We start from the raw sequence: 24,450 nt of genomic DNA, 5'->3' as shown, positions 1-24,450 counted from the left end.
TGCCGACGGTAGGCAGCCTGATCGGCGAGTTGCAGGAATGGAGGCGTCACCAGCCACCCCCTAGTCGAATCTTGAAGATATTGAATTTCTCCTCCGACTTTGGGGTGGGAACGAGCTGGTGACGGTTCAGACGCCGCTCCAGGTGGGAAATCACACCCTCCTTCGCCGTACCAAGATCAGTTCGCCCATTGATTCGTGCGGAAGCCGCCCCGAGCAGGATATCGCATAGTTGCAGCGGCACGACTTCAGCAGAGGGAAGCGATTGTACGTCTCGGACAATCGAGGTGCGGTTGGCGTTACTCAGAACGCGCTGTAGCGTGTGCAGGCGTGTACGGTCACGATTGCGTTTGAGATCGCAGAAAACGGTGTATTCGTTCCGATCCAGAATCCAGTGGTGCAGGACCTGGTAGTAGAACTTGTAGAATCCGAGCTCGGCGTCGCCATTGTGAAGTTCTAGATTCATCGCCTGGCGGTCTACCGCGATGCAACGAAACCGGAGGTCCAGACCAAACCCCATGAACAGATCCATGAGATCGGTATAAAAAGCGACCTTCGATGGCGAGACTTTCCGCCACTTCAGCTCTCCATGAACCTGGTGATGCTGACGCAGTTCCGAAGTTCGCGCCTTGACCTCTTCGCGCAACTCGCCTGGAAGCCATAGGCTACCAATCATCAGGTATCGAGCTTGTGGATGGACCGAGGTGAATAGCTCCGGCCGTGTTTCGTCACAGTAGACTTCGAACCTCATGCCGCGACCCTCCACTCTCCCGTCAGCAGCTTCTGCATAAGTCCGCGCTTCTGTCGAGTCACTGCGTCGATTTCTGCATCGAGAATTGACAGCTCTTTCCGTGCGCAGGACAGGATATCGGCGATGTGGTCCTGGGTGGCGCGGTCTGGCAGGCGCAGCGGTGAGGCCAACCAATCATCGGGAGCGACACGACGAGCCTTGCGCTGGCCGCGTGCCAAGTGAATTTGCCGCGTGTAATAAGCGGGACGGGTAAGATATTCGATCAGCCATGCCGGGTTGACGCTGGGGTCGCAATCGAAGGCGGGGAGATCTAACGTGGATTCACAGCCGTCGAGTTCAGGGCCGATAAGGGCAAAAGCGCCGTTCAAGAAGTCCAGTTTGCTCCAGATAATCTGGCCTGTCTTGCGGCGATAGTAACGCGTGTTTGCGCTACCGCTACGGGAGCCATTTTTCTCCAGCGTGCCTTTTCCATACAGACGGACCGAGATTTTCCGTGCTGTTGCGCCGTTGCTGCCGGGGATACGGCTTTCCGTGAGAAAGTCACCGAAACAAGCTGGCCGACCTTGTCGGCTGGCGCGTGCCATTAGAGAGTCTCGGAGTCCAAGAAGGCGACTCTCGTAAGCGATGCGCAGTCCATTGAGCTTCTCGATGGCCTCATCCCAAGTTCGCAGAATCTTGGCGATCTTGAGTTGTTCTGGACGAGGAGGGCGTAGGACTTTTATAGTATGTAAGTCATTGCGGTTAACGCCCGGCACTCCTGTCTTTCCACTTAGCTTGGAAAAATTCAGAGATTTGAGTAACTGATAAATAAATGGTGGATGGTTAGAATGAAAATCAGAGACAAAAAGAGTTGTGTTTAAAGGCCAGTAAGGTCTGTCGACCCAATATACCTCACCGATAGAGCCATACCTTCCAGTTACTACGCCTGGTCCGTCTTGTTTCTTATCCGAATGCCAGCCGGTAACGCCACCAGATGAAATGATAGGAAATTCGCCGTCTTTGCGGCGATTGGATGGCAGGTCGTAACCACGCTGAAGCGTTGCCACTTTGCCTAGCGGCAACCAATCCCATTGGTTTATCTCACTCATCTCCACGCCCCCTCTTCCCCGACTTCGCCACATCGGCAATGCGCTTCAGCTCCTCGAGATCGCCCGCCTCATCCGCTGCCTGCCGCTGAGCGGCCTTGCGCTTGGCATCGAACGCTTCGTAGCGCTCGTGGGCGATACGCTTGGCGGCTTCCGCCGAGATGGAGCCCGCACCCTCCAGTTTTGGCAGCTCGTTGGCGGTCAGGAAGGTGTCGAGCACGCGCTCCCACTCCGCCAGCCGCATGGTTTGGCGTCGCGTCGCGCGCAGTTCGGCGGTGTTGAGGAAGGTCTCGACGATCAGGTTGAGCTCCTTGATTTCGGCTTCGGCCAGATAGTTCTTGGCCGTGCCCACATCGGCCTTTCGCAGGGGGCGCCCCTTGTCGGCGTTCTTCCAGGTCATTAGGCCCATATTGGGCTGCTCGGGGTTGGCGCGGGCGCGAATCAGCTCGCCGGCGGTATGGCTGGTCACAGCGTTGAGCATCTTGTTCTGGATCGTGGCGTAGAAGGTGGGCACGGCCGACGAGCTGGGGTCGTAATCCTCGCTGAGCGCCAGGATATCGCGCACTTTCTGATAGAAGCGCGCTTCCGAGGCGCGGATATCGCGGATGCGCTCGAGCAGCTCGTCGAAGTAGTCCCAGGCGGGGTCCTTCAGGCGCTCGTCGTGCATGACGAAGCCCTTGACGAGATACGCCTTCAAGACTGCCGTGGCCCAGCGGCGGAACTGCACACCGCGGGGGCTGCGCACGCGGTAGCCCACCGCCAGAATCAGCTCGAGGTTGTAGTGCTTGAGCGATCGGCGCACCTGGCGCCCGCCCTCGCTGCGAACTTGTAAGAATTCCTTACAGGTTGCCGCCTCGGTCAGCTCTTCATCGTCGTAGATTGCGCGCACCAGCTGGGTGATGGCCTGCGGGCTGGAAGCGAACAGCTCTGCCATCTGGCCTTGGGTCAGCCACACGGTACCCTCCACGGCGCGCAGCTGAATCTCGGCCTGGCCGTCCTCGGTGGTGTAGAGGATGATTTCGCCTTCAGACATCGACACCGAGCTCCTTCAAATAGCCGGCCATCTTGGCGCGAACCTCGGCCAGCTCACCTTCGATGCGTTCGATGTCGCGCTGTACGGCGGCCACGTCGATCTCTTCTTCCGGCTCGAAGGTATCCACGTAACGGGGAATGTTGAGGTTGTAGCCGTTTTCCAACAGCTCCTCGGGGCTAGCGCGATGGGAGTAGCGCTCGATCTCGGCGCGGGTGCGATAGGTCTCCAGCACCTTGCCGATATGGGTGTCATCCATCACGTTCTGAGTCTTGCTCGGCGTGAATGCCTTGCTGGCGTCGATGAACAGCACGTCGCGGCGTGATTCGTTGGCACCGCCTTCCTCCCGCGAGCGGTCGAAGATCAGAATGGCGACCGGAATCCCCGTGGTGGTGAACAGGTTGGCAGGCAAGCCGACGACCGTATCGAGCAGATTCTCTTCGATCAACTGCTGGCGGATGCGACCCTCGGCACCGGCGCGGAACAGGACCCCGTGGGGCACGATGACCGCGACGCGGCCGGATTGGCGCTTGGCGATCTCGATCATGTGGGTGATGAAGGCGTAGTCGCCCTTCGATTTGGGCGGCACACCGCGCCAGAAGCGCGCGAACGGATCGGCACCGGCGTTCTCTGCGCCCCACTTATCCAGCGAGAACGGCGGGTTGGCCAGCACCACATCGAAGCGCATGAGATGGTCGCTTTCTACCAGCGCCGGGCTGTTGAGGGTGTCACACCACTCGATGCGCGCGGCATCCTTGGCGTGCAGGAACATGTTCATGCGTGCCAGTGCCCAGGTGGCACCGTTGACCTCCTGGCCGTAGAGGGCGAAGTTTTCGGAGCCGACCTCCTGAGAAGCCTGGATCAGCAGCGAGCCAGAGCCGCAGGCGGGATCGCAGATGGTGCTACCCGGTTCGGGGGCGGCCAGCTTGGCCAGCAGGCGCGAGACTGCCGTGGGCGTGTAGAACTCGCCTGCCTTCTTGCCGGCGTCCGAAGCGAAGCGCGAGATGAGATAGATGTAGCACTCGCCGATGATGTCCTCGGTCACCCGAGAGGGGCGCAGGTCGAGTGCGGGTTTGGCGAAATCCTCGAGCAGATTCTTGAGCCGGCGGTTGCGGTCCTTGGGGCGGCCAAGATTGGCTTCCGAGTTGAAGTCGATATTGCGAAAGACCCCTTCCAGCTTGCTGCGGTTGGCGTCTTCGATCTTTTCGAGGGCGATATTGATCAGCTCGCCGATATTGGGCGCGTTGCGCTGTGCGTGCAGGTCATAGAAGCTCGCGCCCTCGGGGAGGACGAAGCGTTCGCGCTCCAAGCGGCGGCGAATGCGGGCCTCGTCGCCGTCGAACTGCTCGCGGTAGGTCTTGAGGTGATCGTTCCAGAGATCCGAGATGTACTTCAGGAACAGCATCACCAGGATGTAATCCTTGTACTGGCCGGCATCGACGGCACCTCGGAAGGTGTCACAGGCGGCCCAGGCGGTCTGGTTGATCTGGTGTTGCGTCATTTGGTCGGTCATGGGGCCATTTCCTTGTGATCAGCGGCCATCGCGGCTTCGCCGAGAATGAGGCTCGATAGTCGTTCCCGGTGTGTGGCGAGTTCCCGCAGCAGATGCACTTCCTGCCGCGACAGGGCGTTCAGTTCGACGATGCGTTGCTGCGTGGCGAGGTCGGGGACGGCGATCTCGAGCCGTTCCAACACTTTCATCGGAATCATTCGCAGGCTCGTGCCCTGGGCTTCGGCGCCAAGCCTGCGCTGGGCATCGGGTTGATTGATAGCCCAGGCCAGATAGGCCGGCAGCAGGTAGTTCGTATCGGGGCGCAGGATGAAAAGAGGATTGACGACCAGTACGGGCTCCGTCAGACCATCGTCAATGGCGACGGCAGTGCTCGGCTCTCCCCGAGAGCGAAACACGACCTCACCGCCGGTCACGAAATAGCGAGCAGCAAGACCTTCTAGCATGTAACGCTCAAACCGAGGCCCAGGCGGCATAGCGTCCGTAGCGATATTGCGCAACTGAAGCACTGGAACCCCTCCATGTGCGGCGGGTTCGAGACTGCTGCGCGCTGTATATCCTGAATGAATACTGCAAATCTCAGCGAGCATCATGCATTAACCTCTGTAGCAACTATACAGCAATATAATCACCAACCCCAAAACAAGCAACTCATATTTTATGCAGTTTTTCTCCTACAGAGACCGTGCGCAACATCAGGGCAAGAATAGTCTAGTAGTGAGCTGCGCGTAGCATCGATTTTTCAAAGGACAGTTACTTTCGGCACCGAGGTGATTGCTGAAAAACTAGACCGACGTTAATGAGAAGTATCAGCCCGGCTGATGGACACTTTGCAGGCCTGCTCTAGCGCCCATGGCCGCCGGGGCGTTTCATGTACTAACAAACGCCATATAAGTGTCACGCAACGGAAACATCATTGGCCCAATGTGATTGGCTATAGCCACTTTCAGTCTCACGTCGAGCGCCAAGCCATGAACCAATCGCGCATTCGCCTGGCAGGCGTCTCCAAGCACTGGGGCGCGACCACGGCAGTCAACGACATTTCCTTCGATATTCAGCCCGGGCAGTTCGTCATTCTGCTGGGGCCGTCAGGCTGTGGAAAATCCACCACCCTGCGCATGCTGGCAGGGCTGGACGACGCCAGCAGTGGCCGCATCCATATCGGCGAACGGGACGTGACCCACCTGCCGCCCGGCGACCGTGGGCTGAGCATGGTGTTTCAGTCCTATGCGCTATTTCCGCACTTGAGCGTGGCCGACAACATCGTCTTTGGCCTGCGCAGCCGCAAGGTAGCGAAGGCAGAACGTCAGCAGCGCCTGGCCCAGGTGGCCGAGCTGGTGGACCTGACGGATTACCTACACCGCAAACCGGCACAGCTTTCCGGCGGCCAGCGCCAGCGGGTGGCGTTGGCGCGCGCCATCATTTCCGAACACCCCATCTGTTTGATGGACGAGCCGCTGTCCAACCTGGATGCGCGGCTGCGCAGCGATATGCGCAGGGAGATCAAAGCCCTGCAATCACGACTCGATATGACGGTGGTTTACGTCACTCACGACCAGGTAGAGGCCATGAGCATGGGAGACCGTGTGATCTTGATGCAACAAGGACATATCGTGCAGGACGGCACACCCGACGAGCTTTATAACCAGCCCGCCAGCGCCTTCGCCGCCAGCTTCATCGGCAGCCCGGCCATGAACCTGCTGCCGCTGGTGGCCGGGGCACAGGGAGCGGTGATCGAAGGCGAACCCACCACCCCCGTTGCCCCGTTGCCCGCGGCAGGCGGCCAGTTGGGCATTCGCCCCGAGGATATCGAACTGCGCGGGGCCTCGGCGGCTGGCCTGCCCGGCCTGGTGGAAAGCGAAGAGTATCTGGGCGCCGACACCATTGCCCATGTGAGCGTCGGGCAGCACACCCTGCGTGTGCGGCTGGGCGGCAAACACAGCCTGACGGGCCAGCCCTGCCGACTGTTCTGGTCGGCAGACAAGGCCCACCTGTTCGGCCCCTCCGGCGCACGCCGGGACGACCTGTCGGCGCTGGAACTCACGCCGTATCGCACCATTCCGCGCCCGCCGACGGTGGGCTCTTTTCAGCACTGAGTTTGCTCACCACCCCACAACCCTTGCGACATCACCCACTCTTTGAGGAGTCAGCCATGCGAGTTTCTCATCCCTTGATGTCCGGCGCCCTGCTTGCCAGCGCACTGGGCGCCGCTCAGGTTCAGGCGGATACCATCGATTTGACGATGTACTACCCGGTGTCGGTGGGGGGCGCACTGACCGACGTGATCGATGGCCTGGTGGCTGAATTCGAAAGCGAATATCCGGACATCAATGTGGAAGCCATCTACGCAGGCAACTACGACGACACCCGCGTGCGCGCCATGTCCGCCATGGAAGCAGGGGATGCGCCTCAGCTCTCGGTGCTGTTCTCCATCGACCTGTACGAGCTGATCGAGCAGAACGCCATCGTGGCCTTTGATGACCTCATTGACACCGAGGAAGAGCAAGCGTGGCTGGATGGCTTCTACCCCGGTCTGATGGAGAACGGTCAGTTGGATGGCAAGACCTACGGCATTCCCTTCCAGCGCTCCACCATCGTGCTGTTCTGGAACAAGGACGCCTTTGCAGCCGCTGGCCTGGACCCGGAAACGCCGCCGGAAAACTGGGAAGAGATGGCCGAGATGGCCGCCACCGTGCGCGAAGCCTCGAATGGTGAACAGTGGGGCGTGATGGTGCCGTCCACCGGCTACCCCTACTGGATGTTCCAGGCCTTTGCCTTCCAGAACGGCCATCGCCTGATGAACGACGATGGCACCGAGGTCTATTTTGACGACCCGGCCGCCATCGAAGCCCTCGAATACTGGGTGTCGCTGGCCACCGAGCATGACGCCATGCCCAGTGGCACCATCGAGTGGGGTACCCTGCGCCAGAACTTCCTCGAGCAGTCCACCGCCATGATGTGGCACACCACGGGTAACCTGACCGCGGTACGCAACGAGGCCAATTTCGAGTTTGGCGTCGCCATGCTGCCCATGAAGACCCAGCGCGGCAGCCCCACCGGTGGCGGCAACTTCTACATCTTCGAAGATGCCAGTGAAGAGGAGCAGCGCGCAGCGATGACCTTCATCCGCTGGATGACCGCTCCCGAGCGTGCCGCCGCGTGGTCGATTGACACCGGCTACATGGGCGTCAGCCCCGCCGCCTATGACACCGATGCACTGCAGCGCTACGTGGCAGAGTTCGCCCCCGCCGCCGTGGCCCGGGACCAGCTCGAACATGGCACGGCTGAGCTCTCTACCTACCAGGGTGGCCGCGTGCGCCGTGCCTTAGATAACGCCGTGCAGGCCGCGCTAACGGGCCAAATGAGCCCTGCCGAAGCGCTGAGCCAGGCCCAGCGTGAGGCCGATGCCGCGCTACGCCGCTATGCACAGTAAGTGTCACTAGGGTTACGTTTCCATGCTCGCCGGGGTTCGCCCCGGCTTTTTCTCATCACGGCTGCCCTATGAACCTGAACGCCCATCGAACGATGCAGCTTTACGGTGCCCTACTGCTCCTTCCAGCGGCGCTGCTGCTCAGTACCTTTGCCTACCTGCCCACGATCACCACCGTGATCAACAGTCTTTTTTTGCCCGGCTTTCGCGGCGAACCCGCCGCCTTTGTCGGGCTCGACAATTATCGCGTGCTGCTGGACGACCCCACGTTCTGGAAAGTAGCCCGCAACAACCTGCTTTACGCACTGGGTACGATTCCCACGTCCATTGCGCTGGCCCTCGGCATGGCGCTATTTGTTAACGGCAAGCTGCCAGGGCGCGGGCTGGTTCGCATGGCCTATTTCACGCCCACCATTCTGCCCATGATCGCCGCCGCCAATATCTGGATGTTTTTCTACGCCCCGCAGATAGGGCTATTCAACAAGCTGCTCGGCGCCCTGGGGTTTGCCGGGGTGAACTGGCTGGGCGACCCCGGCGTGGCATTGGGGTCGGTCATCGTCATGTCGGTGTGGAAAGAAGCGGGCTTTTTCATGATCTTCTACCTGGCCGCGCTACAGGCCATCCCCCCGGAGCTCAAGGAAGCCGCTGACCTGGAGGGCACGAGCCGCTGGAGCTTCTTTTGGCGAGTGACGTTTCCCCTGCTGATGCCCACCACGCTGTTCGTGCTGATCAACGCGCTGATCAATGCGGTGCGGGTGGTCGACCACCTGTTCATTCTGACCAAGGGCGGGCCCAATAACGCCACCAACCTGCTGCTTTATTACGTCTACGAGAACGCCTTTTCGTTCTTCGACCGCACCATGGCGGCCACCATCACCGTGGTCATTCTGCTGGTGTTGGCGGTGGTGGCCACGCTGAAGTTCACGATTCTGGACCGCAGGACGCACTACCAATGAGTACCTCCTCTTTTCCGGTGTCGCCACGGCGCACCCTGGCGCTTCCCCGCCTGGAAACCCTGGCGGCCTGGCTGCTGGCCGTGATCTGGATCTTTCCGCTGCTTTACGCGGTGTGGGCCGCGATTCACCCGCCCGCCTACATGGTACGTTTCGACCTGCTGGCGCCTTTGACGCTGGACAACTTCACGAACGCCTGGGCCCAGGCCCCCTTTGCGCGTTACTACCTGAACACCTTCGCGCTGGTGACCGGCGTGGTACTGGCCCAGTTCGTGGTCTGCACGCTGGCCGCCTTTGCCTTTGCCCGCTTTCCGATCCCCGGCAAGAACCTGCTGTTCATGCTGGTACTGATTCAGCTGTTCGTGTTTCCCGAAGTGCTGATCGTCGAAAACTACCGTATCGCCAGCGATTTGGGGTTGATCAATACTATCACCGGCATTGGCCTGCCCTACGTGGCCAGCGCCTTCGGCATTTTCCTGCTGCGCCAAACCTTCAAGACCATCCCCCGAGAGCTGGAAGACGCCGCCCGGATCGAGGGCTGTGGCTGGCTGGAAATCCTGTGGAAGGTCTACGTGCCGCTGGCCAAGCCCACCTATCTGGCCTACGGGCTGGTGTCGATCAGCCACCACTGGAACAACTTCCTGTGGCCACTGGTGGTGACCAACTCCGTGGAGAGCCGCCCGCTGACGGTAGGATTGGGCGTGTTCTCCGCGCCAGAAACCGGCGTCAATTGGGCCACCGTCAGCGCTGCCACGCTGCTGAGTATTGCGCCGCTGCTGGTGGCTTTTCTGCTGTTCCAGCGCCAGTTCGTGCAGTCGTTTTTACGCGCGGGGATTCGCTAGCCCAACTCACTCGGGTTTTCGTGCGACAATTCTCCTTCACGCACACGACAAGGAGAGCAGCGATGCACGGCGACCCGGCAGCCCTCAAGGTACTGCAGGAGGTCTTTGGCTACGACCACTTTCGTGGCCCCCAGCAGGCCATCATCGAGCACGTGACGGGCGGCGGAGACGCACTGGTGCTGATGCCCACCGGCGGCGGCAAATCGCTGTGCTATCAGATCCCGGCGCTGCTGCGCGCTGGCACTGCCATCGTGGTCTCGCCGCTCATCGCGCTGATGCAGGACCAGGTGGCCGCGCTGATCCAGAACGGGGTGCGCGCCGCCTACCTCAACTCCAGCCTCGAAATGCATGAGGCGATGGAGGTGGAGAACCGCCTGCGTGCAGGCGAGCTGGACCTGCTCTACATCGCGCCCGAGCGGCTGGCCACAGCGCGCATGCAGATGCTGCTGGAGCAGACCCACATTGCGCTGTTCGCCATCGACGAGGCCCACTGCGTTTCCCAGTGGGGGCACGATTTCCGCCCCGAGTATCGCCAGCTCTCCCACCTGCATCAGCGCTTTCCTGACGTGCCGCGCATCGCGCTCACCGCCACCGCCGACGTGCCTACCCGGCACGACATCATGGAGCATCTGCAGCTTCAGGAAGCCGCGCTTTACAACAACGGCTTCGACCGCCCCAACATTCGTTACCATATCGCTGAAAATCAGGGCAATGCCAAGGAGCAGCTGCTGGGTTTCATCCGCGAACACCACGACGGCGAGGCGGGCATCGTCTACTGTCTCTCACGGCGCAAAGTAGAGGAGACCGCCGCCTGGCTGGCCCGCCAGGGACTCACCGCACTGCCCTACCATGCCGGGCTGCCTGCCGAGCAGCGCCAGCAGCATCAAACCCGTTTTCTGCGCGAAGATGGCGTGGTGATCGTCGCCACCATTGCCTTCGGCATGGGCATCGACAAACCCGACGTGCGCTTCGTGGCGCACCTCAATCTGCCCAAAAGCATCGAAGCCTACTACCAGGAGACCGGCCGCGCCGGACGCGATGGGCTGCCCGCCGATGCCTGGATGGCCTACGGCCTTCAGGACGTGATCACCCTGCGCCAGATGCAGCAGGACTCCAGTGCCGCCGACCAGCAGAAGCGCATCGAACAACAGAAGCTCGATGCCATGCTGGGGCTCTGCGAGATCATCAGCTGCCGCCGTCAGGCGCTGCTCCACTACTTTGGCGATTCGCTAGACGAACCCTGCGGCAACTGCGATAACTGCCTCACCCCGCCTGACACCTGGGAGGCCACCGTGGCCGCGCAGAAGGCGCTGTCGTGTGTCTACCGCACCGAACAGCGCTTTGGCGTCACTTATCTGGTGGAGGTGCTGCTCGGCAAGCGCAACGAGCGTATCAGCCGCTTTGGTCACGACAGCCTGAGCACCTTCGGCATCGGCCAGGAGCTCACCGCCAGCGAGTGGAAAGCGCTGTTTCGTCAGCTGATCGCCAGCGGCTATCTAAGCGTGGACATGGAGGGCCATGGCGCGATCAAGCTCACCGCCAACGCCAGGCCCATACTGCGCGGCGAGCAACGTCTCACCCTGCGCAAACCCAGCAAGCCTGCGCGGCGCGGAGCCAAAGGGGCATCCGCCGCCAAGGGCCACGGCGTACTGTGGGAAGCGCTGCGCCAGCATCGCAAAGCGCTAGCCGATGCCCAGGGCGTACCCGCCTACGTGATCTTCAACGACGCCACCCTGGCCGAGCTGGTAGCGCAAAAACCGCAAACGCTGCAGGCGCTGGGCACCATCTCGGGCATCGGCGCACGCAAGCTGGCCGATTATGGAGAAGGCTTTCTGGAGGTAGTGCTAGCACACCCCGACGAACCCGCCGCTAGCGCTCCTGTGGGCAGCAGCGCTCTAGAATCCGCCGCGCTACTGCGCCAAGGGCTAACGCCGGAGCAAGTCGCCGAGCAGCGCGGGCTGGCCGCCAACACGGTCTACCGTCATTTGAGCGATGCCATTCAAGGTGGCGAACTGGCCCTGGAAGAGGTGATCAAGCTCGATTCAGCAACCCTGGCGCAGATTCACGCCGCCTTCGAGCAGTTTCCAGGCCAGGGGCTGAAAGTGGTGTTCGAGGCGCTGGAGGGGCGTGTGGATTATCCGATACTGCATTGCGTGCGGGCTTCCATGGCGGCCCGACGTTAGTCGCCACCAATTGAGCGATTTTTTATAAAACCGCTCAATTGGTGTACTCTCTATACAAGAGAGGAGACGCGATATGGCCATTCAGCACAACACCGCTACCAAGCGCCGCGACATGGGAGCTGCTGCCATGCGCACGTATCCCAACATATCCCGCCGCTGGGGCCTGAAAGAGAGCGAAGCCGCCTTGTTACTCGGCGTGCCCGACTCGACTTACCGACGCTGGAAGCAAGCCCCCGAGCAAGCCCGCCTGGATGCCAACCATCTTGAGCGCATGTCGTTGATTCTGGGCATCTACAAGGCGCTGCATATCCTGCTCCCCAACCAGGAGGCCGCCGATAGCTGGCTAAAACGAGCCAACAGCAATCCCCTGTTTGCTGGCCACACGCCCATGGAGCGCCTGCTGAGTGGTCACGTTTCCGACCTCTATGTCGTTCGCCAGCACCTGGATGCCGCACGTGGAGGGGGCCATGTATGAACTTCCCGCTCAGCAACGTCACATGGCGGCCAAGCTACCGCGTCATCCCTTCACGTTTCCCACCGATCGACCTGTTCGAAGGCGTCAACAGCCACACGGACGACTGGGATTTGCTCAACGAACTGGAAGGCGAGACCTCTGCCAGGCTTCGTGAAGAGGCGGGCGCGATTCATCTGGTGCGCGACGGCGACCGCCGTTATGGGCCAGGCTGGTCTCCCGTCATGGCGGCGTTTTGCCATTTCTCTGCCTCCGGTTCACGGTTCAGCGATGGCACCTTTGGTGCCTACTACTGCGCACTCACCGAAGCCACCGCCATTGCGGAAACCCTGTACCACGCAGAGCGCTTCATGGGAGAGTCCAACGAGCCGCCCATGATGCTGCAGCAGCGCGTGTATCTCTCCGATGTGATGGGCCAACTGATTGACTTGCGGGGCCACCGCGACGCAGCGCCCCTACTCGCCCCAGACAGCTGGTCTGCCGGGCAAGCCCTGGGCAGAAACGCTTGGGAGCAGCAGGCAGATGGCATCGTTTACCCCAGCGTTCGCGACCCCGGCGGCCAGTGCGCGGCCGTGCTAAGACCCCCGGTACTCTCCGCCACTCGGCAAGGCCGTCATCTCGGGTACGATTGGGACGGCCAGCGAATTCGCCATGTGTACGAGCTGACGCTGCTGGAATGAGCCTGCCGGAACGTTAACGCCATCCTCGCAGATGCTCGCCCTGGGCAATAGCGGCGGCGTCGAACACGCCGGTATCCAGAATCCAGGCGGTGACTAGTTTGGCGGGCGTCACGTCGAAGGCTGGGTTCCACACCGGGGCATCGCTCGGTGCCCATACCACCTCGCCAAACGCGCCGGCGGCACCGCGCACCTCCGCGCCATCGCGCTGCTCGATGGGAATCGCCGCGCCGGTCGCGCAGGCGGGGTCGACCGTGGTGTAAGGGGCCACCACATAGAACGGCACCTGATGGTAGTGCGCCGCCACCGCCAGCATGTAAGTGCCCACTTTATTGGCAAAGTCGCCGTTGGCGCAGATGCGATCCGCCCCCACCATCACTTTATCCACCTTGCCCGCCGCCATCAGGCTGGCCGCCATGCTGTCGGTGATCAACTGGTAGGGAATGCCTAAATCGGCCATTTCCCAGGCGGTCAAGCGGCCGCCCTGGAGCAGCGGGCGGGTCTCATCCACATAGACATGCAGCGCCACGCCGCGCTGTTTGGCGATGGCCAGCGCGCCAATCGCGGTGCCTACGCCCGCCGTGGCCAGCGCGCCGGTGTTGCAGTGGGTCAGCACCCGGTCGCCGGAGGCCAACAGGTCAGCGCCCCGTTCGGCCATGCGCTGGCACAGGGCACGGTCCTCTTCGAACAGCGCTTGGGCACGCTCGGCCAGGGCGTCTGGGCCTTGGGCAAAGCAGGCTTCCATGGCGTCCAGGCAGTACATCAGGTTCACCGCCGTGGGGCGCGTCGCCCGTAAGCGGTCGCTCACTAACTGCCACTCACTTTGCGGATGGCGAGCCGCATACTGGGCCAGTACGAACGCCGCGCTCAAGCCGATCAGCGGCGCCCCGCGAATGGCAAGATGCTTGACGGCGTGCTGCCACGCCTCGGGAGAGTCGCAGCGCACCCACTCTTCGGCCTGGGGGAGCCGGGTCTGGTCCAGGTATTCGAGGGCGTCGGCATGCACTCGTAAACTGCGTGACTGTAACGTAACCATGAAGGGCTCCTTGAGGTCTTGAACCGGTGAACTCGGCGCGCGGCTTATCAGGCGCGAAGCTTATCATATAGAATGATGCCCATTGGATGAGACGATGCAGGCCTTATGACTACCTTACACACCGAACTGCTGGACGCCATTGCCTGGGCAGCGCAGCAAGGCTGGACTCCCGCCACCGGCGGCAACTTTTCCGCGCGTACCGAGGCTGGTTACTGGGTCACGGCCTCCGGGCGGGATAAAACCCGCATTCAGGCGGATGACCTGCTGCTCTGCGATCTGAATGGCCAAGTGCTGGAAGGCAACGGCAAACCCAGCGCCGAAAGTGACCTGCACGCCGCGCTGTACCGGCTAGACCCAAGTATTCACTGCGTGCTGCACACCCATACCGTGGCCAGCACCGTGCTATCGCGGCGCTTTCCCGATGGCATTGAGCTGAGCGGCTTTGAGATGCAAAAGGCGTTGGCGGGTAACGTGACCCATGAGGCGACCATTCACCTGCCGGTGGTGCCTAACTCCCAGGACATGGAGGAGCTGGCCAGGCACGTTCGCCAGGGCTGGCCGATGCCCTGGGGCTTTTTGGTGGCAGGCCACGGCATTTACGCCGTGGGCGACAGTATTGCCAGCTGCCGCCGCCATCTGGAAGCGATTGAATTCTTACTTGCCTGTGTACTGGAAGAGAGCCGATGGCCCCAATGAGTCAATCAACCGTTCGCGCTATCGTGACCGATATCGAAGGCACCACCACCGATATCAACTTCGTTCACAAAGTGCTGTTCCCCTATGCCTACGCCAAGCTGCCTGACTTTCTGCGCGAGAACGCAGAGGCACCGGCGGTGGCCGAGCAGATCCAAGCCGTGCGTGATGTCATGCAGGACCCCGACGCCTCGCTGGAAGCGGTGATTGCGACACTACTGCACTGGATCGACACCGACCAGAAAGTGACGCCGCTGAAAGCCCTGCAGGGCATGGTATGGGCCGACGGCTACCAGCGCGGCGACTTCACTGGCCATTTATACGCGGATGTGGCGCCGGCGCTGCGCCAGTGGCAGGCGGAAGGCAAGGCGCTGTATGTGTACTCGTCAGGCTCGGTGCAGGCGCAGAAACTGCTGTTTGGCTACAGTGACGAGGGAGATTTGACCCCTCTGTTCAGCGGCTACTTCGACACCCATGTTGGCCATAAGCGCGAGGCCGCCTCGTATCAGCGTATCCTCGACACCCTTGACCTGCCGCCCGCATCGGTGCTGTTCTTGTCAGATGTCGTCGAAGAGCTGGATGCGGCCCAGCAGGCGGGCATGCAAACGCTACAGCTGGTGCGTGAAGGCACCCAGGCGGGAACACACCACGCCTGCGTCGCACGCTTCGACGAGATTGCCGTCTAGCGGCAACGGTTGACCATTGCTTATTTCAGGAGTCATTGATGTCACAACTGAAAGTCTTTGCCGATCAAAACCCTAACGATGCGCTTCTGGATACCACGGACGGCGCGCAAATCGCCGCAGAACTGAACCGCGTGGGCGTTCTGTTCGAACGCTGGGCAGCGCCGGGCGAGATTGCCGACGATGCCACCCAGGAAGAGATCCTGGCGCTCTATCAGGAAGATATCGACCGGGTCAAAGCCAAGGGTGGCTACCAGACCGTCGACGTGCTCCACATGGTGCCCACCCACCCGGACAAGGAAGCGATGCGCCAGAAGTTCCTGAACGAGCACCGCCACCATGAAGACGAAGTGCGCTTTTTCGTAAAGGGCCAGGGGCTGTTCTGCCTGCACATCGACGACAAGGTCTACCAGGTGCTCTGCACCCGCAACGACCTGATCAGCGTGCCCGCCAACACCCCGCACTGGTTCGATATGGGCCCAGAACCGGAATTCACCGCGCTGCGCTTCTTCGACAACGTAGAAGGGTGGGTGCCCCACTGGACCGACAGCGACATCGCCGGGAAGTTTGATCGTTTGGATCAGCTTTAACGTGTGAAGGCGGCTATCGCCGCCCTCGCGGGTGCCTCATTTGCTCGTACCTCGCAAGATTCGTTACGCCGCGCTACATGGCTTCGCCGAACTCCAGGAGGGGCATTCGTAGCGCGGCGTAAGCGGAGCGCACCCGCGAAGCACCGCAAAGCGGTGCCGAAGGTGCCACCGAGGGTTAATCATTCACAGCGCCCCCACCCAGGCGGCTACCGCCGCCCTCGCGGGTGCCTCATTTGCTCGTACCTCGCAAGATTCGTTACGCCGCGCTACATGGCTTCGCCGAACTCCAGGAGGGGCATTCGTAGCGCGGCGTAAGCGGAGCGCACCCGCGAAGCACCGCAAAGCGGTGCCGAAGGTGCCACCTAAAGTGCTTACAGCACTGATTTCTGATTGTATGCCTTGGCTAAAGCCACCAGCGCATTGAGATCACAGTAAGCTTGCGACTCCATGATCAGCGCTTGGCCCATCAACACGTTGCGCGCTTCCAGCTTGGCGCGCAGGGCAGTGTCTTCGATCTCTTCGAAGTCGGCATTGTGGGCCAGCGACAGCACGCGGCGGTGCATTTCGATGCCGCAGTAGGCCAGCGCATCTTCACGGATCTCATCCAGCAGCGCGTCGCAGGCGTCGTCGGCGCTGTTGCCCTGCTCTTCAAACAACGCTCTGGGGAACAGAATGCCGGTGCGTTCGGTTTGCCAGAGGTGGCGAAACTCCTCATCGAAGCGGGTAAAGCAATCGGTGATCACTTCTAAAATCCACGCTTGATACTCCTCCAGGTCACCTTCTTTACGGTGGGCGGGCTGGCTAAAGTAGGCCATGAAGAAGTTGGCTACCGCCATGCCCAAGTCGAACGCCATGGGGCCGTATTGAGAAAATTCAGGGTCGATGACCCGCACGCTGGTGTCGGTGGCCATGATGGAGCCGGAGTGCAAATCACCGTGGAGCATGGTTTCGGTGTTGGCGGTGAACTTCATCAACAGCCGCTGTACCCTGGCTTTCAAAGGCGCGTTGCGGCGCAGTGCGTCCACCACGGGCGATAGCTCGGGCGTATGGCGGTTCATCTCCGCGCCGTAGTAGGGGTCGGTAAACACCAGCGACTCGGTGATCGCCGGAATCGCCACGTTGCCCGAGAACAGCCCCACATCCGCTTTCTTGTCCGGGCTTGCCATGGAGAGTTCAGAGCCGCGAAACGCTGTGCGCGCACAAAACTCACCCAGAGTAGCGCCCAGCTCCGCCACCCGTTCGCCACTGATCAGCTTGCGCCGTAGAATCACATGGGGGTGCAGGTACTCCATCACGATCAATGCCTGGGGCTTATCGAAGTAGTACACCTCGGGGGCCACGCCGGGCGCGCGCTTGGCCTGACGCACCAGTGCGTAGTATTCGAAATGGGCGCGATAAAGCGGCAGCGGCCAGCTCTCGCCCACCATGCGCACATAGGGCAGTGCCTGCTTGACTACCACGCTGCCGGTGCTGCCGGTGACGATGAATACCAGGTTGAGGTTGCCGTCGCCTACTTCACGAATGTGCCACTCGGCAGGGTTGCCGCCCACGCGGCTGGCGACTGCCTCCACACCGCCTAGCCGTTGGCCAAGGGTATCCACTGCCAACGCTTGATAAGTCTGCTCGTTTGCCACCGATGATTCCTCGCACAAAATGGATGTGTGTTTGTCATACCCCGGCAACGTTGTCAATTCAGTGCAGCATGATGGGGGCGGTACACCACTGGCTGCATCACTTTTTAAAATGCATTTCGCTCAGTACGCTTCTACACACCTTCTCTAACGCTTCGACGCCACCTGTCATGCCGCCAAGCCTATCGCCAACAACGCCAACGCCCGCAATGCGGGGCGTTGGGGCTATTCCATTTACCAAACACTGGCGTGATTAGCCACCCGCAAACGAGGCGTACATGATCACCACCAGCACTACCAGCACGATGCCGGTGGGCACGGCACCTTTCCACGGGGTGAGATCGACATCGCCGGAATCTTCCTGCACCCAGTCCGTGGCGCGGGGGCGAAGCTTGCCGATCACCAGCATCACCGCGACCAGCAGCACGAACACCGCGGCGACGAAGTGGAACTCGTGCATGACCAGCGGCAGCTTGTTGAACGGTGGCACGAAATAGCCTGCCGCAATCAGCAAACAGCCGCCTACCAGGGCCACCTTTGCGGCCATGGGCGGCACGCGCTTGGTCAACAGTCCTACCAGTACCACGGCCAGAATCGGAATGAAATAGATGGCGTTCATGCGCTGCAGGTAGCCGAACAGGCTGTCCTGGCCCGCCAGCAGCGGCGCGATGATCATGGTGCTGATGGCCATGATCCAGCCAAACACCTTGCCGGATTTCACCACCTGCTCTTCCGTGGCGTCCTTTTTCAGCACGCCTTTGTAGATCCCCAGGCTGAAGATCGTGGTGGTGCTGTTCAGCGCCGAATTGAACGAGGAGAGAATCGCCCCTACCATCACCGCCGCAAAAAAGCCCGTCAGATAAGGCGGCAGCACGTTGAATACCAGGTGCCCATAGGCTTCATCGGCGCGCACGCCCTGGTCGGCATACAAGTGGTAGGCAATGATGCCCGGAAGCACCAGATAGAGCGGCCCCAGCAGCTTGAAGAAGCCGGTCAACAGCACCCCTTTTTGGCCTTCCGCCAGATTTTTCGCGGCGAAGGTGCGCTGGATGATTTGCTGGTTGGTGGTCCAGTAGAAAAGGTGCAGCAGCAGTACGCCGGTAAAGATGGTCGAGAACGGCACCTGCTGGTCGGGGCCACCCATGGAGTTGAACTTGCTGGGGTCGCTCTCCTTCAGGATATTCCAGCCTTCCATGACGCCTGTGCCGCCACTCACCGCCTGAAGGCCGAAGTAAACGATCACGAACCCGCCAATCAGCAGCCCCACGCCGTTGAGGGTATCGGACACCGCCACCGTGCGCAGGCCACCGAACAGCGCATAGACGGCACCAATCAGGCCCACGACCCAGACGGTTGCCCACAGCAGAGCCGTGCTGGACTCGATGCCGGTCAAGCCCTGCAAGTCCAGCATGCCCTGCAAGCCAATGGCGCCGGAATAGAGAATGATGGGCAGCAGCACCACCGCGTAGGCAATCAGGAAGATGACGTTGGCAATGAGCTGGGTGCCGGCATCGAAGCGAATCGCCAGCAGCTGCGGCAGCGTGGCAATCCCGCTTTTCAAGAAGCGCGGCAGGAAAAACAGCGCCAGAGCAACCAGCGCAATCACGGCGATGACTTCCCAGGCCATGACGCTCAGGCCGTCGGTAAACGCCGAGCCGTTCAACCCAACCATCTGCTCGGTGGAAAGGTTGGTCATCAGCATCGATGCGGCAATCAGCGGGAAGGTCAGCGTTCGGCCTGCCAAAAAATAGCCGTTAGTGCTTCGGTGGTCGTCGCGGCGCGTAATGCGCCAAGTGACAAAGGCCACTAGGCCCGTAAAAAACAGAAACGATGCCAGGGTTAGGGCATGCATGAGGGGAAGTCCTTCGAAGCGGTCGCGTCTAAAGCGGTGCCCAACACGGGCACGAAGAGCGGTATCAAGCGATACGACACGGTGAGTTTAGGTAAAAATACCAAGCATCGCGGGATTTTAAGAAGGTGACACGATTCATCCATTAGCCTTTAGTCGCATAAAAATATTAAAAAGACGTTTTTTAACCACCTAAAAAAACAACCTGCAGAAACACAGCCTGCGATTCTCGCTACTCCGCTAAGCTATGTCACAATGTCGATTGCTTATTGGCCACACGTCATTAACTACAAGGATGCACATCGCCATGCTGCACTATTTACAGGGATTACCGTCTTTCTTCGCCTACCTGCTTGGCGCGCTCGCGCTGCTGGTGGCCTTTATGTACTGCTATAGCCGCCTGACCCCTCACCACGAGTGGGCGCTGATTCGAGCGGGCAATGCGGCAGCCGCCACTGCCTATGGCGGCTCTATCCTGGGCTTCACCTTGCCGCTGTACAGCGCCATGGCCCACTCGATTAGTTATATCGACTTTATTCTGTGGGGCGTGGTGGCGTTCGGCGTACAGATCGCCACGTTCTTTGGTGTAAAACTGTTCCTGCGTCGTCAGGGGGAGAGCCTGTCCCAGCACATCACCGAAGGTCATCAGGCCTACGGCACGCTAGTGGGCAGTATCTCAATTGCCGTGGGCTTAATTAACGCGGCTTCAATGACCTGGTAACGGAGCGCCATCATGGAAAAGCAGTCTCACCCTACCCACCTGCCACGTCGTAAACGTAGCGCACGCCTATCGCTTGCTATGATGGGCGCGAGCGCCTTTGGCTTAACTGCCTGTACCCAGCCAGCAGAAGATGAGCACTTAACCGATGTGCGCTTTGATGAGCCGCAAAGCTTTCAAAGCGTAGAGGATTGCGTCGCAGCCAACGTCTACACCCGCAGCGCCTGCGAAGATGCCTACGAGGCCTCGTTGGCGTCCGTCCCCCGCTTCGACACCCTAGAAGCCTGCGAAGCTGAACACGGCGAAGGCGCCTGCGCAGCCCCCACCGATGAGCAAGCCCAGGCTGCCGGCGGTGGAGGTGGTTGGTTCATGCCTGCCATGATGGGCTATATGGTCGGCAGTATGTTGGCGAACACTAGCCGAGGGCGCTCGTTCGAGCGCGTGTATCAAGAGCCGGTCTACCGCAATCGCCAAAACCAGGGCAACTGGAATGCTGCGGCCAGCCAGGCGACGCAACGGGTCAATCAGCGTAACGAGGCCCTGCGCAGCTCGGTGGTGCAAAACCGCCAAGCCACGACACGTCGCGGTTTGGGCACACGATCGGCCTCTTGGGGTTCCTAGCGTTTTGGGGTATTGACCACCGTTTGGGAGCCACCATGCTGCGCATCAACGTCTCTGAACGACCGCAATGGAAAGCCCTGGCCAAAGAGCTGGGGTTTCATTTTCACACCATCGATGGCGAGCCCTATTGGAAAGAGGACGCCTACTACCAGTTCACCCTGGCACAGGTGGAGAGAGAGATCGAAGCACCCACCGAAGCCCTGCACGAGATGTGTATGGAGCTGGTCGATAAGGTCTGCCACTCCAATGCCTTAATGCAGCGCCTCGCAATCCCCGAGCATATGTGGGACCTCATCCACCACTCCTGGCGCAGCGGGCAGCCGCCCCTCTATGGGCGAATGGACTTTGCCTACTCAGGCAACGGCCCCGCCAAGCTGTTAGAGCTGAATTACGATACGCCCACCTCGCTCTATGAGGCGGGCTTTTTCCAGTGGGTATGGCTGGAGCAGGCGATTGAGCAAGGCATCCTGCCCCGCCACGCCGACCAGTACAACTCCATCCAGGAGCGCCTGCTGAACGCCCTGGCACATCTGGGCGACCGGCTCCCCGACCGCACGCTGCATTTCTCTTGTGTGAAAGGCAGCGACGAGGAGCGGGCTACCGTCCGCTACCTGCAGGACATCGCGCTGCAAGCGGGGCTTCACGCGCCGTTCGTCTACATCGAGGATATTGGCGTAACGCCGGGTCAGTCCCACTTCGTGGACCTGGAAGACCAGCCGATGGCGGCAGTTTTCAAGCTGTACCCGTGGGAAGAGATGGCGGTGGAAGCGTTCAGCCAGCAGATCACCCAGCTGGACACCTACTGGTTCGAACCGCCCTGGAAGGCGATTCTGTCCAATAAAGGTATCCTGCCGCTGCTGTGGAAACAGTTCGAAGGCCACCCCAACCTGCTGCCCGCCTATTTCGAGCCAACCGAGAACGCCTCGCCTGCGCCGGGCTGGGTTCGCAAACCGTTTTTCTCCCGTGAGGGCAGCAACGTCAGCCTGACCACCCCCGATGGAGTGTCGGAAAACGTCGACGGGCCTTACACCGATAGCCCTTGGATTCGTCAGGCGTACCATCCGCTCCCCAGGTTTGGGGAGCGGCATGCCTTGGTCGGCAGTTGGGTGGTGGGCGACCGCGCCTGTGGTATCGGCATTCGCGAAGACGTGGGCAGAATTACCAAGGACACGTCCTGCTTCGTACCTCACGCGATCGTGTAAGCGTGCGTATGTGAGCGCACGTCGCGCTCAGGCGGCGCTGCTGCCCTGATGATGCTCGGCTGCAGGCTGCCACCTGGGCGCCACCCGAAGAGCTGCGTTTCACGCGGGCAGAGAACGCTTCCGCTGCACCTTCAGCGTCGGGATCAGCAGTTTCCCTGAACATCCCTCTACCGAATCGCTACGCCTCAGCGCCGATCAGGCGCTCTATCGTGCCAAGCACCAGGGGCGTAACCAGGTGGTCTTGATCAGCACGGCGCAGGATCATGGCGGATTCGCACCCCGCGGGGCATGAGGCAGCAAACCTATCCCTTGAAGATGCTATCCGCGAGGACGATGGCCGCATCGTCGATGTGGAAGAGCCCTGCCAGCAGGTGGTGCGACTTGCCCCTTGGCGCCTTCAAAGCGCCCCGAAACGCTGCCTGACGCACTGCGCCCTTTCGTCAGCACGCTTTGGCAGCCCGAAGATGCCCGTGTGGCCACGATGGCACTCGAACCGTGACCTGCGTGGTCTTTCAGGCAGGCGGTTATTCCAGCTTGCCAGCTCCCCAAGCCGCTGGCTGACCCTGCGCGACGCCGCAGGCCCATGGCAACTGGGCATTGGCTCGGAGAGTCGGCTGGCACGCCTGCCGGTCGTCCAGCTGCATCCACTGCCCGCGCTGGTGGCGGCTCGCACGCGCATGCCCGCGCTGTGCGGGCTGATGCTGGAACAGCAACGTCTGACCTTGCTGCTGGATGGCCAACGGCTGTCGCCGTCAGTGCTCCAGCCATAGGCAGCGCACGGCCTCCCCTGGGGCTATCTGCTGGTGAGCATCGATGACGGCCAGCGCATCGGCCTCGATACACGAGGAGAGCACCGCCGAGTTCTGGTCTTCAAACGCCACCGCCTCGATTCCCTGAACGCCAAAGCGCAGCGCCACGCGCATGTAGTGTTGCCGTGGCCCTGTCTCGGTGGTGAACTGCGCCTTCGCGGTGATCTCTGGCAGTGACGCAAGCGCAGGGCACCCCGACAACGCTCCCATCAGCGGGCGTAAAAAGAGCCAGGCGCCGACGAACCCCGACACCGGGTTGCCCGGCAGGCCGACAAAGCGCGCCTCGCGCCCTGCCTCGGCCGGCAGGCGTCCCAGCGCCAGCGGCTTGCCTGGGCGGATGGCCAGTTTCCACATATCCAGCTGCCCCAGCGACTCCAGCGCTGCCTTGACGTGATCCTCTTCCCCCACGCTGACACCACCGGTGCTGACCACCACATCGGCCACGGCGGCTGCCTGTTCGAGAATCTCGACGGTGCGGGCATAGTCGTCGGGAACGCTGACCCGCTGCACGACCTCGGCACCAAAGCGCTCCAGCAAACGCGTCAGCATCGGGCGATTGGAGTTATAGAGCTGGCCAGGCTGCAAGGGCGTGCCCGGGTCGACGATCTCGTCGCCGGTGGAGAGCAGCGCCACCCGGGGACGACGGCGCACGCTGACCTCGGTCACCCCTTGCCCCGCCAAGTGCCCCAGCGCAGCCGCTTCCAGGCGCTGTCCCGCCTTGAGCAGCACGTCTCCACGCTGCACGTCACGCCCCTTGAGCCTGACGTTGTCACCCGCGGGTACGTCATGGGGAATCACCGCGTGGCCGTCGTCCAGGGTGACGCGCTCCTGCATGACCACGCAATCCGCGCCTGCCGGGATCTGGCCCCCGGTAAAGATCCGCGCGCAGCTGCCTTCTGCCAGCGGTTGGGCCAGGCTTCCGGCAGCAATCCGCTGACTGACCGGCAGCCGCTTGCCCGCGTCGCTGGCGCGCAGCGCGTAACCATCCATGGCGCTGTTATCGAATGGCGGCACGTCCAGCGTTGCCATCACCGGCTCGGCCAGCACCCGACCCGCCGCCTCTTCAAGCGGCACCTGCTCGGCGGTCAGCGGTACCAGCCCCGCCAGCAGCGCATCGAGAGCGGCGCTGATAGGTTGCAGTGGCGGTGGCTGATGTTCTGCGCGCTGCTCAGCCATGCTGCCCCCGGCCGGGAATGACCAGGTTGGCAAAGTTGCAGGGCTTGTGGCGGCTATCCAGCTGCTCGGCCAGAATGCCGTCCCACCCGGTGCGGCAGGCACCGGTGGAGCCCGGCAGACAAAACACCACCGTGGCGTTAGCGAAGCCACCCAATGCGCGACTCTGAATGGTGGAGCTGCCGATTTCGTCGCCGCTGAGCTGGCGAAAGCGCTCGCCAAAGCCTTCGATACGTTTATCCAGCAACACCGAGATAGCTTCTGGGGTGGAATCGCGTCCGGTAAACCCTGTGCCACCGGTGGTCAGCACCACCTGCACGCCGGGGTCGGCGATCCACTGCGCTACCACGGCACGAATCTGGTACACGTCGTCCGGCACGATCCGCTTGTCGGCCAGCGTATGCCCCGCCTCGGTCAACCGCTGCACCAGCGATTGGCCCGAGCGATCGGTCTCTTCCGTGCGAGTATCCGAGACGGTGAGCACCGCAATATTCAGCGCTTCCATGGCATCCATC

25 protein-coding genes are annotated in these 24,450 nt (G+C 61.4%); 15 read left to right on the top strand and 10 right to left on the bottom strand.

The genetic code is table 11. The annotated features are described in order from the left end of the window. Positions 1–46 precede the first annotated feature (46 nt). Genes RVM27_RS11185 through RVM27_RS11165 form a run of 5 tightly spaced genes read right to left on the bottom strand, consistent with a single transcriptional unit; the run spans position 47 to position 4,819 of the window. A complete protein-coding gene (locus RVM27_RS11185; RefSeq protein WP_498956596.1) occupies positions 47–748 on the bottom strand; it encodes a DUF3800 domain-containing protein in 702 nt (233 codons plus the stop codon). Beyond that, positions 745–1,836, bottom strand: coding sequence for a restriction endonuclease subunit S (locus tag RVM27_RS11180; RefSeq protein WP_498956595.1), 1,092 nt, complete (start codon positions 1,834–1,836; stop codon positions 745–747). The genes RVM27_RS11185 and RVM27_RS11180 overlap by 4 nt, the downstream gene beginning before the upstream one ends. Further along, entirely contained in the window at positions 1,829–2,866 is a 1,038-nt protein-coding gene (locus RVM27_RS11175) for a virulence RhuM family protein (RefSeq protein WP_498956594.1), read from the bottom strand. The genes RVM27_RS11180 and RVM27_RS11175 overlap by 8 nt, the downstream gene beginning before the upstream one ends. Next, positions 2,859–4,376, bottom strand: coding sequence for a type I restriction-modification system subunit M (locus RVM27_RS11170; protein ID WP_498956593.1), 1,518 nt, complete (start codon positions 4,374–4,376; stop codon positions 2,859–2,861). Before RVM27_RS11170 ends, RVM27_RS11175 begins: the two co-directional genes overlap by 8 nt. Next, positions 4,373–4,819: a restriction endonuclease subunit S domain-containing protein gene (locus tag RVM27_RS11165; protein WP_486997316.1), complete on the bottom strand. Its 447-nt coding sequence runs from the start codon at positions 4,817–4,819 to the stop codon at positions 4,373–4,375. Before RVM27_RS11165 ends, RVM27_RS11170 begins: the two co-directional genes overlap by 4 nt. Before the next feature lie 525 nt (positions 4,820–5,344). On the opposite strand from RVM27_RS11165, the gene RVM27_RS11160 reads away from it, so the two are divergent. The 7 genes from RVM27_RS11160 (at position 5,345) to RVM27_RS11130 (ending at position 12,933) form a co-directional block, all read left to right on the top strand. Then, positions 5,345–6,469 (top strand): ABC transporter ATP-binding protein, encoded by a 1,125-nt coding sequence (locus tag RVM27_RS11160; RefSeq protein ID WP_100731346.1) that lies wholly within the window; start codon positions 5,345–5,347, stop codon positions 6,467–6,469. Between the two features lie 56 nt (positions 6,470–6,525). After that, the gene (locus tag RVM27_RS11155; protein ID WP_498956592.1) at positions 6,526–7,806 is read left to right on the top strand and encodes an ABC transporter substrate-binding protein; all 1,281 of its coding nucleotides are present in this window, start codon (positions 6,526–6,528) and stop codon (positions 7,804–7,806) included. A gap of 68 nt (positions 7,807–7,874) precedes the next feature. Continuing rightward, complete coding sequence (locus RVM27_RS11150) at positions 7,875–8,759, top strand: carbohydrate ABC transporter permease (RefSeq protein WP_498956591.1); 885 nt, start codon at positions 7,875–7,877, stop codon at positions 8,757–8,759. Next, positions 8,756–9,598: a carbohydrate ABC transporter permease gene (locus tag RVM27_RS11145; RefSeq protein WP_498956590.1), complete on the top strand. Its 843-nt coding sequence runs from the start codon at positions 8,756–8,758 to the stop codon at positions 9,596–9,598. Before RVM27_RS11150 ends, RVM27_RS11145 begins: the two co-directional genes overlap by 4 nt. 62 nt (positions 9,599–9,660) lie before the next feature. Continuing rightward, positions 9,661–11,781: a RecQ family ATP-dependent DNA helicase gene (recQ, locus tag RVM27_RS11140; RefSeq protein WP_498956589.1), complete on the top strand. Its 2,121-nt coding sequence runs from the start codon at positions 9,661–9,663 to the stop codon at positions 11,779–11,781. A 73-nt stretch (positions 11,782–11,854) separates the two neighbouring features. Then, positions 11,855–12,256, top strand: a complete 402-nt coding sequence (locus tag RVM27_RS11135) for an MbcA/ParS/Xre antitoxin family protein (RefSeq protein ID WP_096922051.1) — start codon at positions 11,855–11,857, stop codon at positions 12,254–12,256. Then, positions 12,253–12,933 carry an RES family NAD+ phosphorylase gene (locus tag RVM27_RS11130; protein ID WP_498956588.1) on the top strand — a complete coding sequence of 227 codons (681 nt, stop codon included), beginning with the start codon at positions 12,253–12,255 and terminating at the stop codon, positions 12,931–12,933. Before RVM27_RS11135 ends, RVM27_RS11130 begins: the two co-directional genes overlap by 4 nt. 13 nt (positions 12,934–12,946) lie before the next feature. Here the strand turns inward: RVM27_RS11130 and mtnA are convergent, their stop codons facing one another. Then, positions 12,947–13,966 carry an S-methyl-5-thioribose-1-phosphate isomerase gene (gene mtnA / locus RVM27_RS11125; protein WP_498956587.1) on the bottom strand — a complete coding sequence of 340 codons (1,020 nt, stop codon included), beginning with the start codon at positions 13,964–13,966 and terminating at the stop codon, positions 12,947–12,949. A 105-nt stretch (positions 13,967–14,071) separates the two neighbouring features. Between mtnA and mtnB the strand changes: the two genes are divergently transcribed. The 3 genes from mtnB to RVM27_RS11110 are packed head-to-tail and all read left to right on the top strand — an operon-like array spanning position 14,072 to position 15,932. Continuing rightward, on the top strand, positions 14,072–14,662 hold the full coding sequence (gene mtnB, locus RVM27_RS11120) for a class II aldolase/adducin head domain-containing protein (RefSeq protein ID WP_498956586.1): 591 nt from the start codon (positions 14,072–14,074) through the stop codon (positions 14,660–14,662). Beyond that, positions 14,659–15,345 carry an acireductone synthase gene (gene mtnC / locus RVM27_RS11115; protein WP_498956585.1) on the top strand — a complete coding sequence of 229 codons (687 nt, stop codon included), beginning with the start codon at positions 14,659–14,661 and terminating at the stop codon, positions 15,343–15,345. Before mtnB ends, mtnC begins: the two co-directional genes overlap by 4 nt. Positions 15,346–15,383: 38 nt before the next feature. Beyond that, entirely contained in the window at positions 15,384–15,932 is a 549-nt protein-coding gene (locus tag RVM27_RS11110; RefSeq protein WP_498956583.1) for a 1,2-dihydroxy-3-keto-5-methylthiopentene dioxygenase, read from the top strand. Positions 15,933–16,303: 371 nt separating this feature from the next. On the opposite strand, the gene mtnK is transcribed toward RVM27_RS11110, so the two are convergent. Together mtnK and RVM27_RS11100 are read right to left on the bottom strand one after the other, a co-directional pair. Beyond that, positions 16,304–17,566 (bottom strand): S-methyl-5-thioribose kinase, encoded by a 1,263-nt coding sequence (gene mtnK, locus RVM27_RS11105; protein WP_498956581.1) that lies wholly within the window; start codon positions 17,564–17,566, stop codon positions 16,304–16,306. Between the two features lie 250 nt (positions 17,567–17,816). Continuing rightward, positions 17,817–19,415 (bottom strand): SLC5 family protein, encoded by a 1,599-nt coding sequence (locus tag RVM27_RS11100; RefSeq protein ID WP_498956580.1) that lies wholly within the window; start codon positions 19,413–19,415, stop codon positions 17,817–17,819. 304 nt (positions 19,416–19,719) lie between these two features. Between RVM27_RS11100 and RVM27_RS11095 the strand changes: the two genes are divergently transcribed. From RVM27_RS11095 to RVM27_RS11075, 5 genes are all read left to right on the top strand, one after another. Beyond that, positions 19,720–20,133 (top strand): DUF350 domain-containing protein, encoded by a 414-nt coding sequence (locus tag RVM27_RS11095; RefSeq protein WP_062360914.1) that lies wholly within the window; start codon positions 19,720–19,722, stop codon positions 20,131–20,133. A 12-nt stretch (positions 20,134–20,145) separates the two neighbouring features. Further along, entirely contained in the window at positions 20,146–20,751 is a 606-nt protein-coding gene (locus tag RVM27_RS11090) for a DUF1190 domain-containing protein (protein ID WP_287807174.1), read from the top strand. Between the two features lie 35 nt (positions 20,752–20,786). Continuing rightward, entirely contained in the window at positions 20,787–21,953 is a 1,167-nt protein-coding gene (locus tag RVM27_RS11085) for a glutathionylspermidine synthase family protein (RefSeq protein WP_498956579.1), read from the top strand. 73 nt (positions 21,954–22,026) lie between these two features. Next, a complete protein-coding gene (locus RVM27_RS11080) occupies positions 22,027–22,245 on the top strand; it encodes a GGDEF domain-containing protein (protein WP_206192733.1) in 219 nt (72 codons plus the stop codon). Next, the gene (locus RVM27_RS11075) at positions 22,217–22,723 is read left to right on the top strand and encodes a hypothetical protein (protein WP_498956578.1); all 507 of its coding nucleotides are present in this window, start codon (positions 22,217–22,219) and stop codon (positions 22,721–22,723) included. Before RVM27_RS11080 ends, RVM27_RS11075 begins: the two co-directional genes overlap by 29 nt. Here RVM27_RS11075 and RVM27_RS11070 read toward each other — a convergent pair. Together RVM27_RS11070 and moaB are read right to left on the bottom strand one after the other, a co-directional pair. Beyond that, positions 22,706–23,938 carry a molybdopterin molybdotransferase MoeA gene (locus tag RVM27_RS11070; protein ID WP_096922029.1) on the bottom strand — a complete coding sequence of 411 codons (1,233 nt, stop codon included), beginning with the start codon at positions 23,936–23,938 and terminating at the stop codon, positions 22,706–22,708. The genes RVM27_RS11075 and RVM27_RS11070 overlap by 18 nt on opposite strands. Then, entirely contained in the window at positions 23,931–24,449 is a 519-nt protein-coding gene (gene moaB / locus RVM27_RS11065; protein WP_498956577.1) for a molybdopterin-binding domain-containing protein, read from the bottom strand. Before moaB ends, RVM27_RS11070 begins: the two co-directional genes overlap by 8 nt. Position 24,450: the final 1 nt, after the last annotated feature.

Source organism: Halomonas sp. KM007 (assembly GCF_050709225.1).
GTDB lineage: Bacteria > Pseudomonadota > Gammaproteobacteria > Pseudomonadales > Halomonadaceae > Vreelandella > Vreelandella hamiltonii.
Note: the sequence above shows the minus strand (reverse complement) of the source record. Positions and strands in the feature narration are given on the sequence as shown.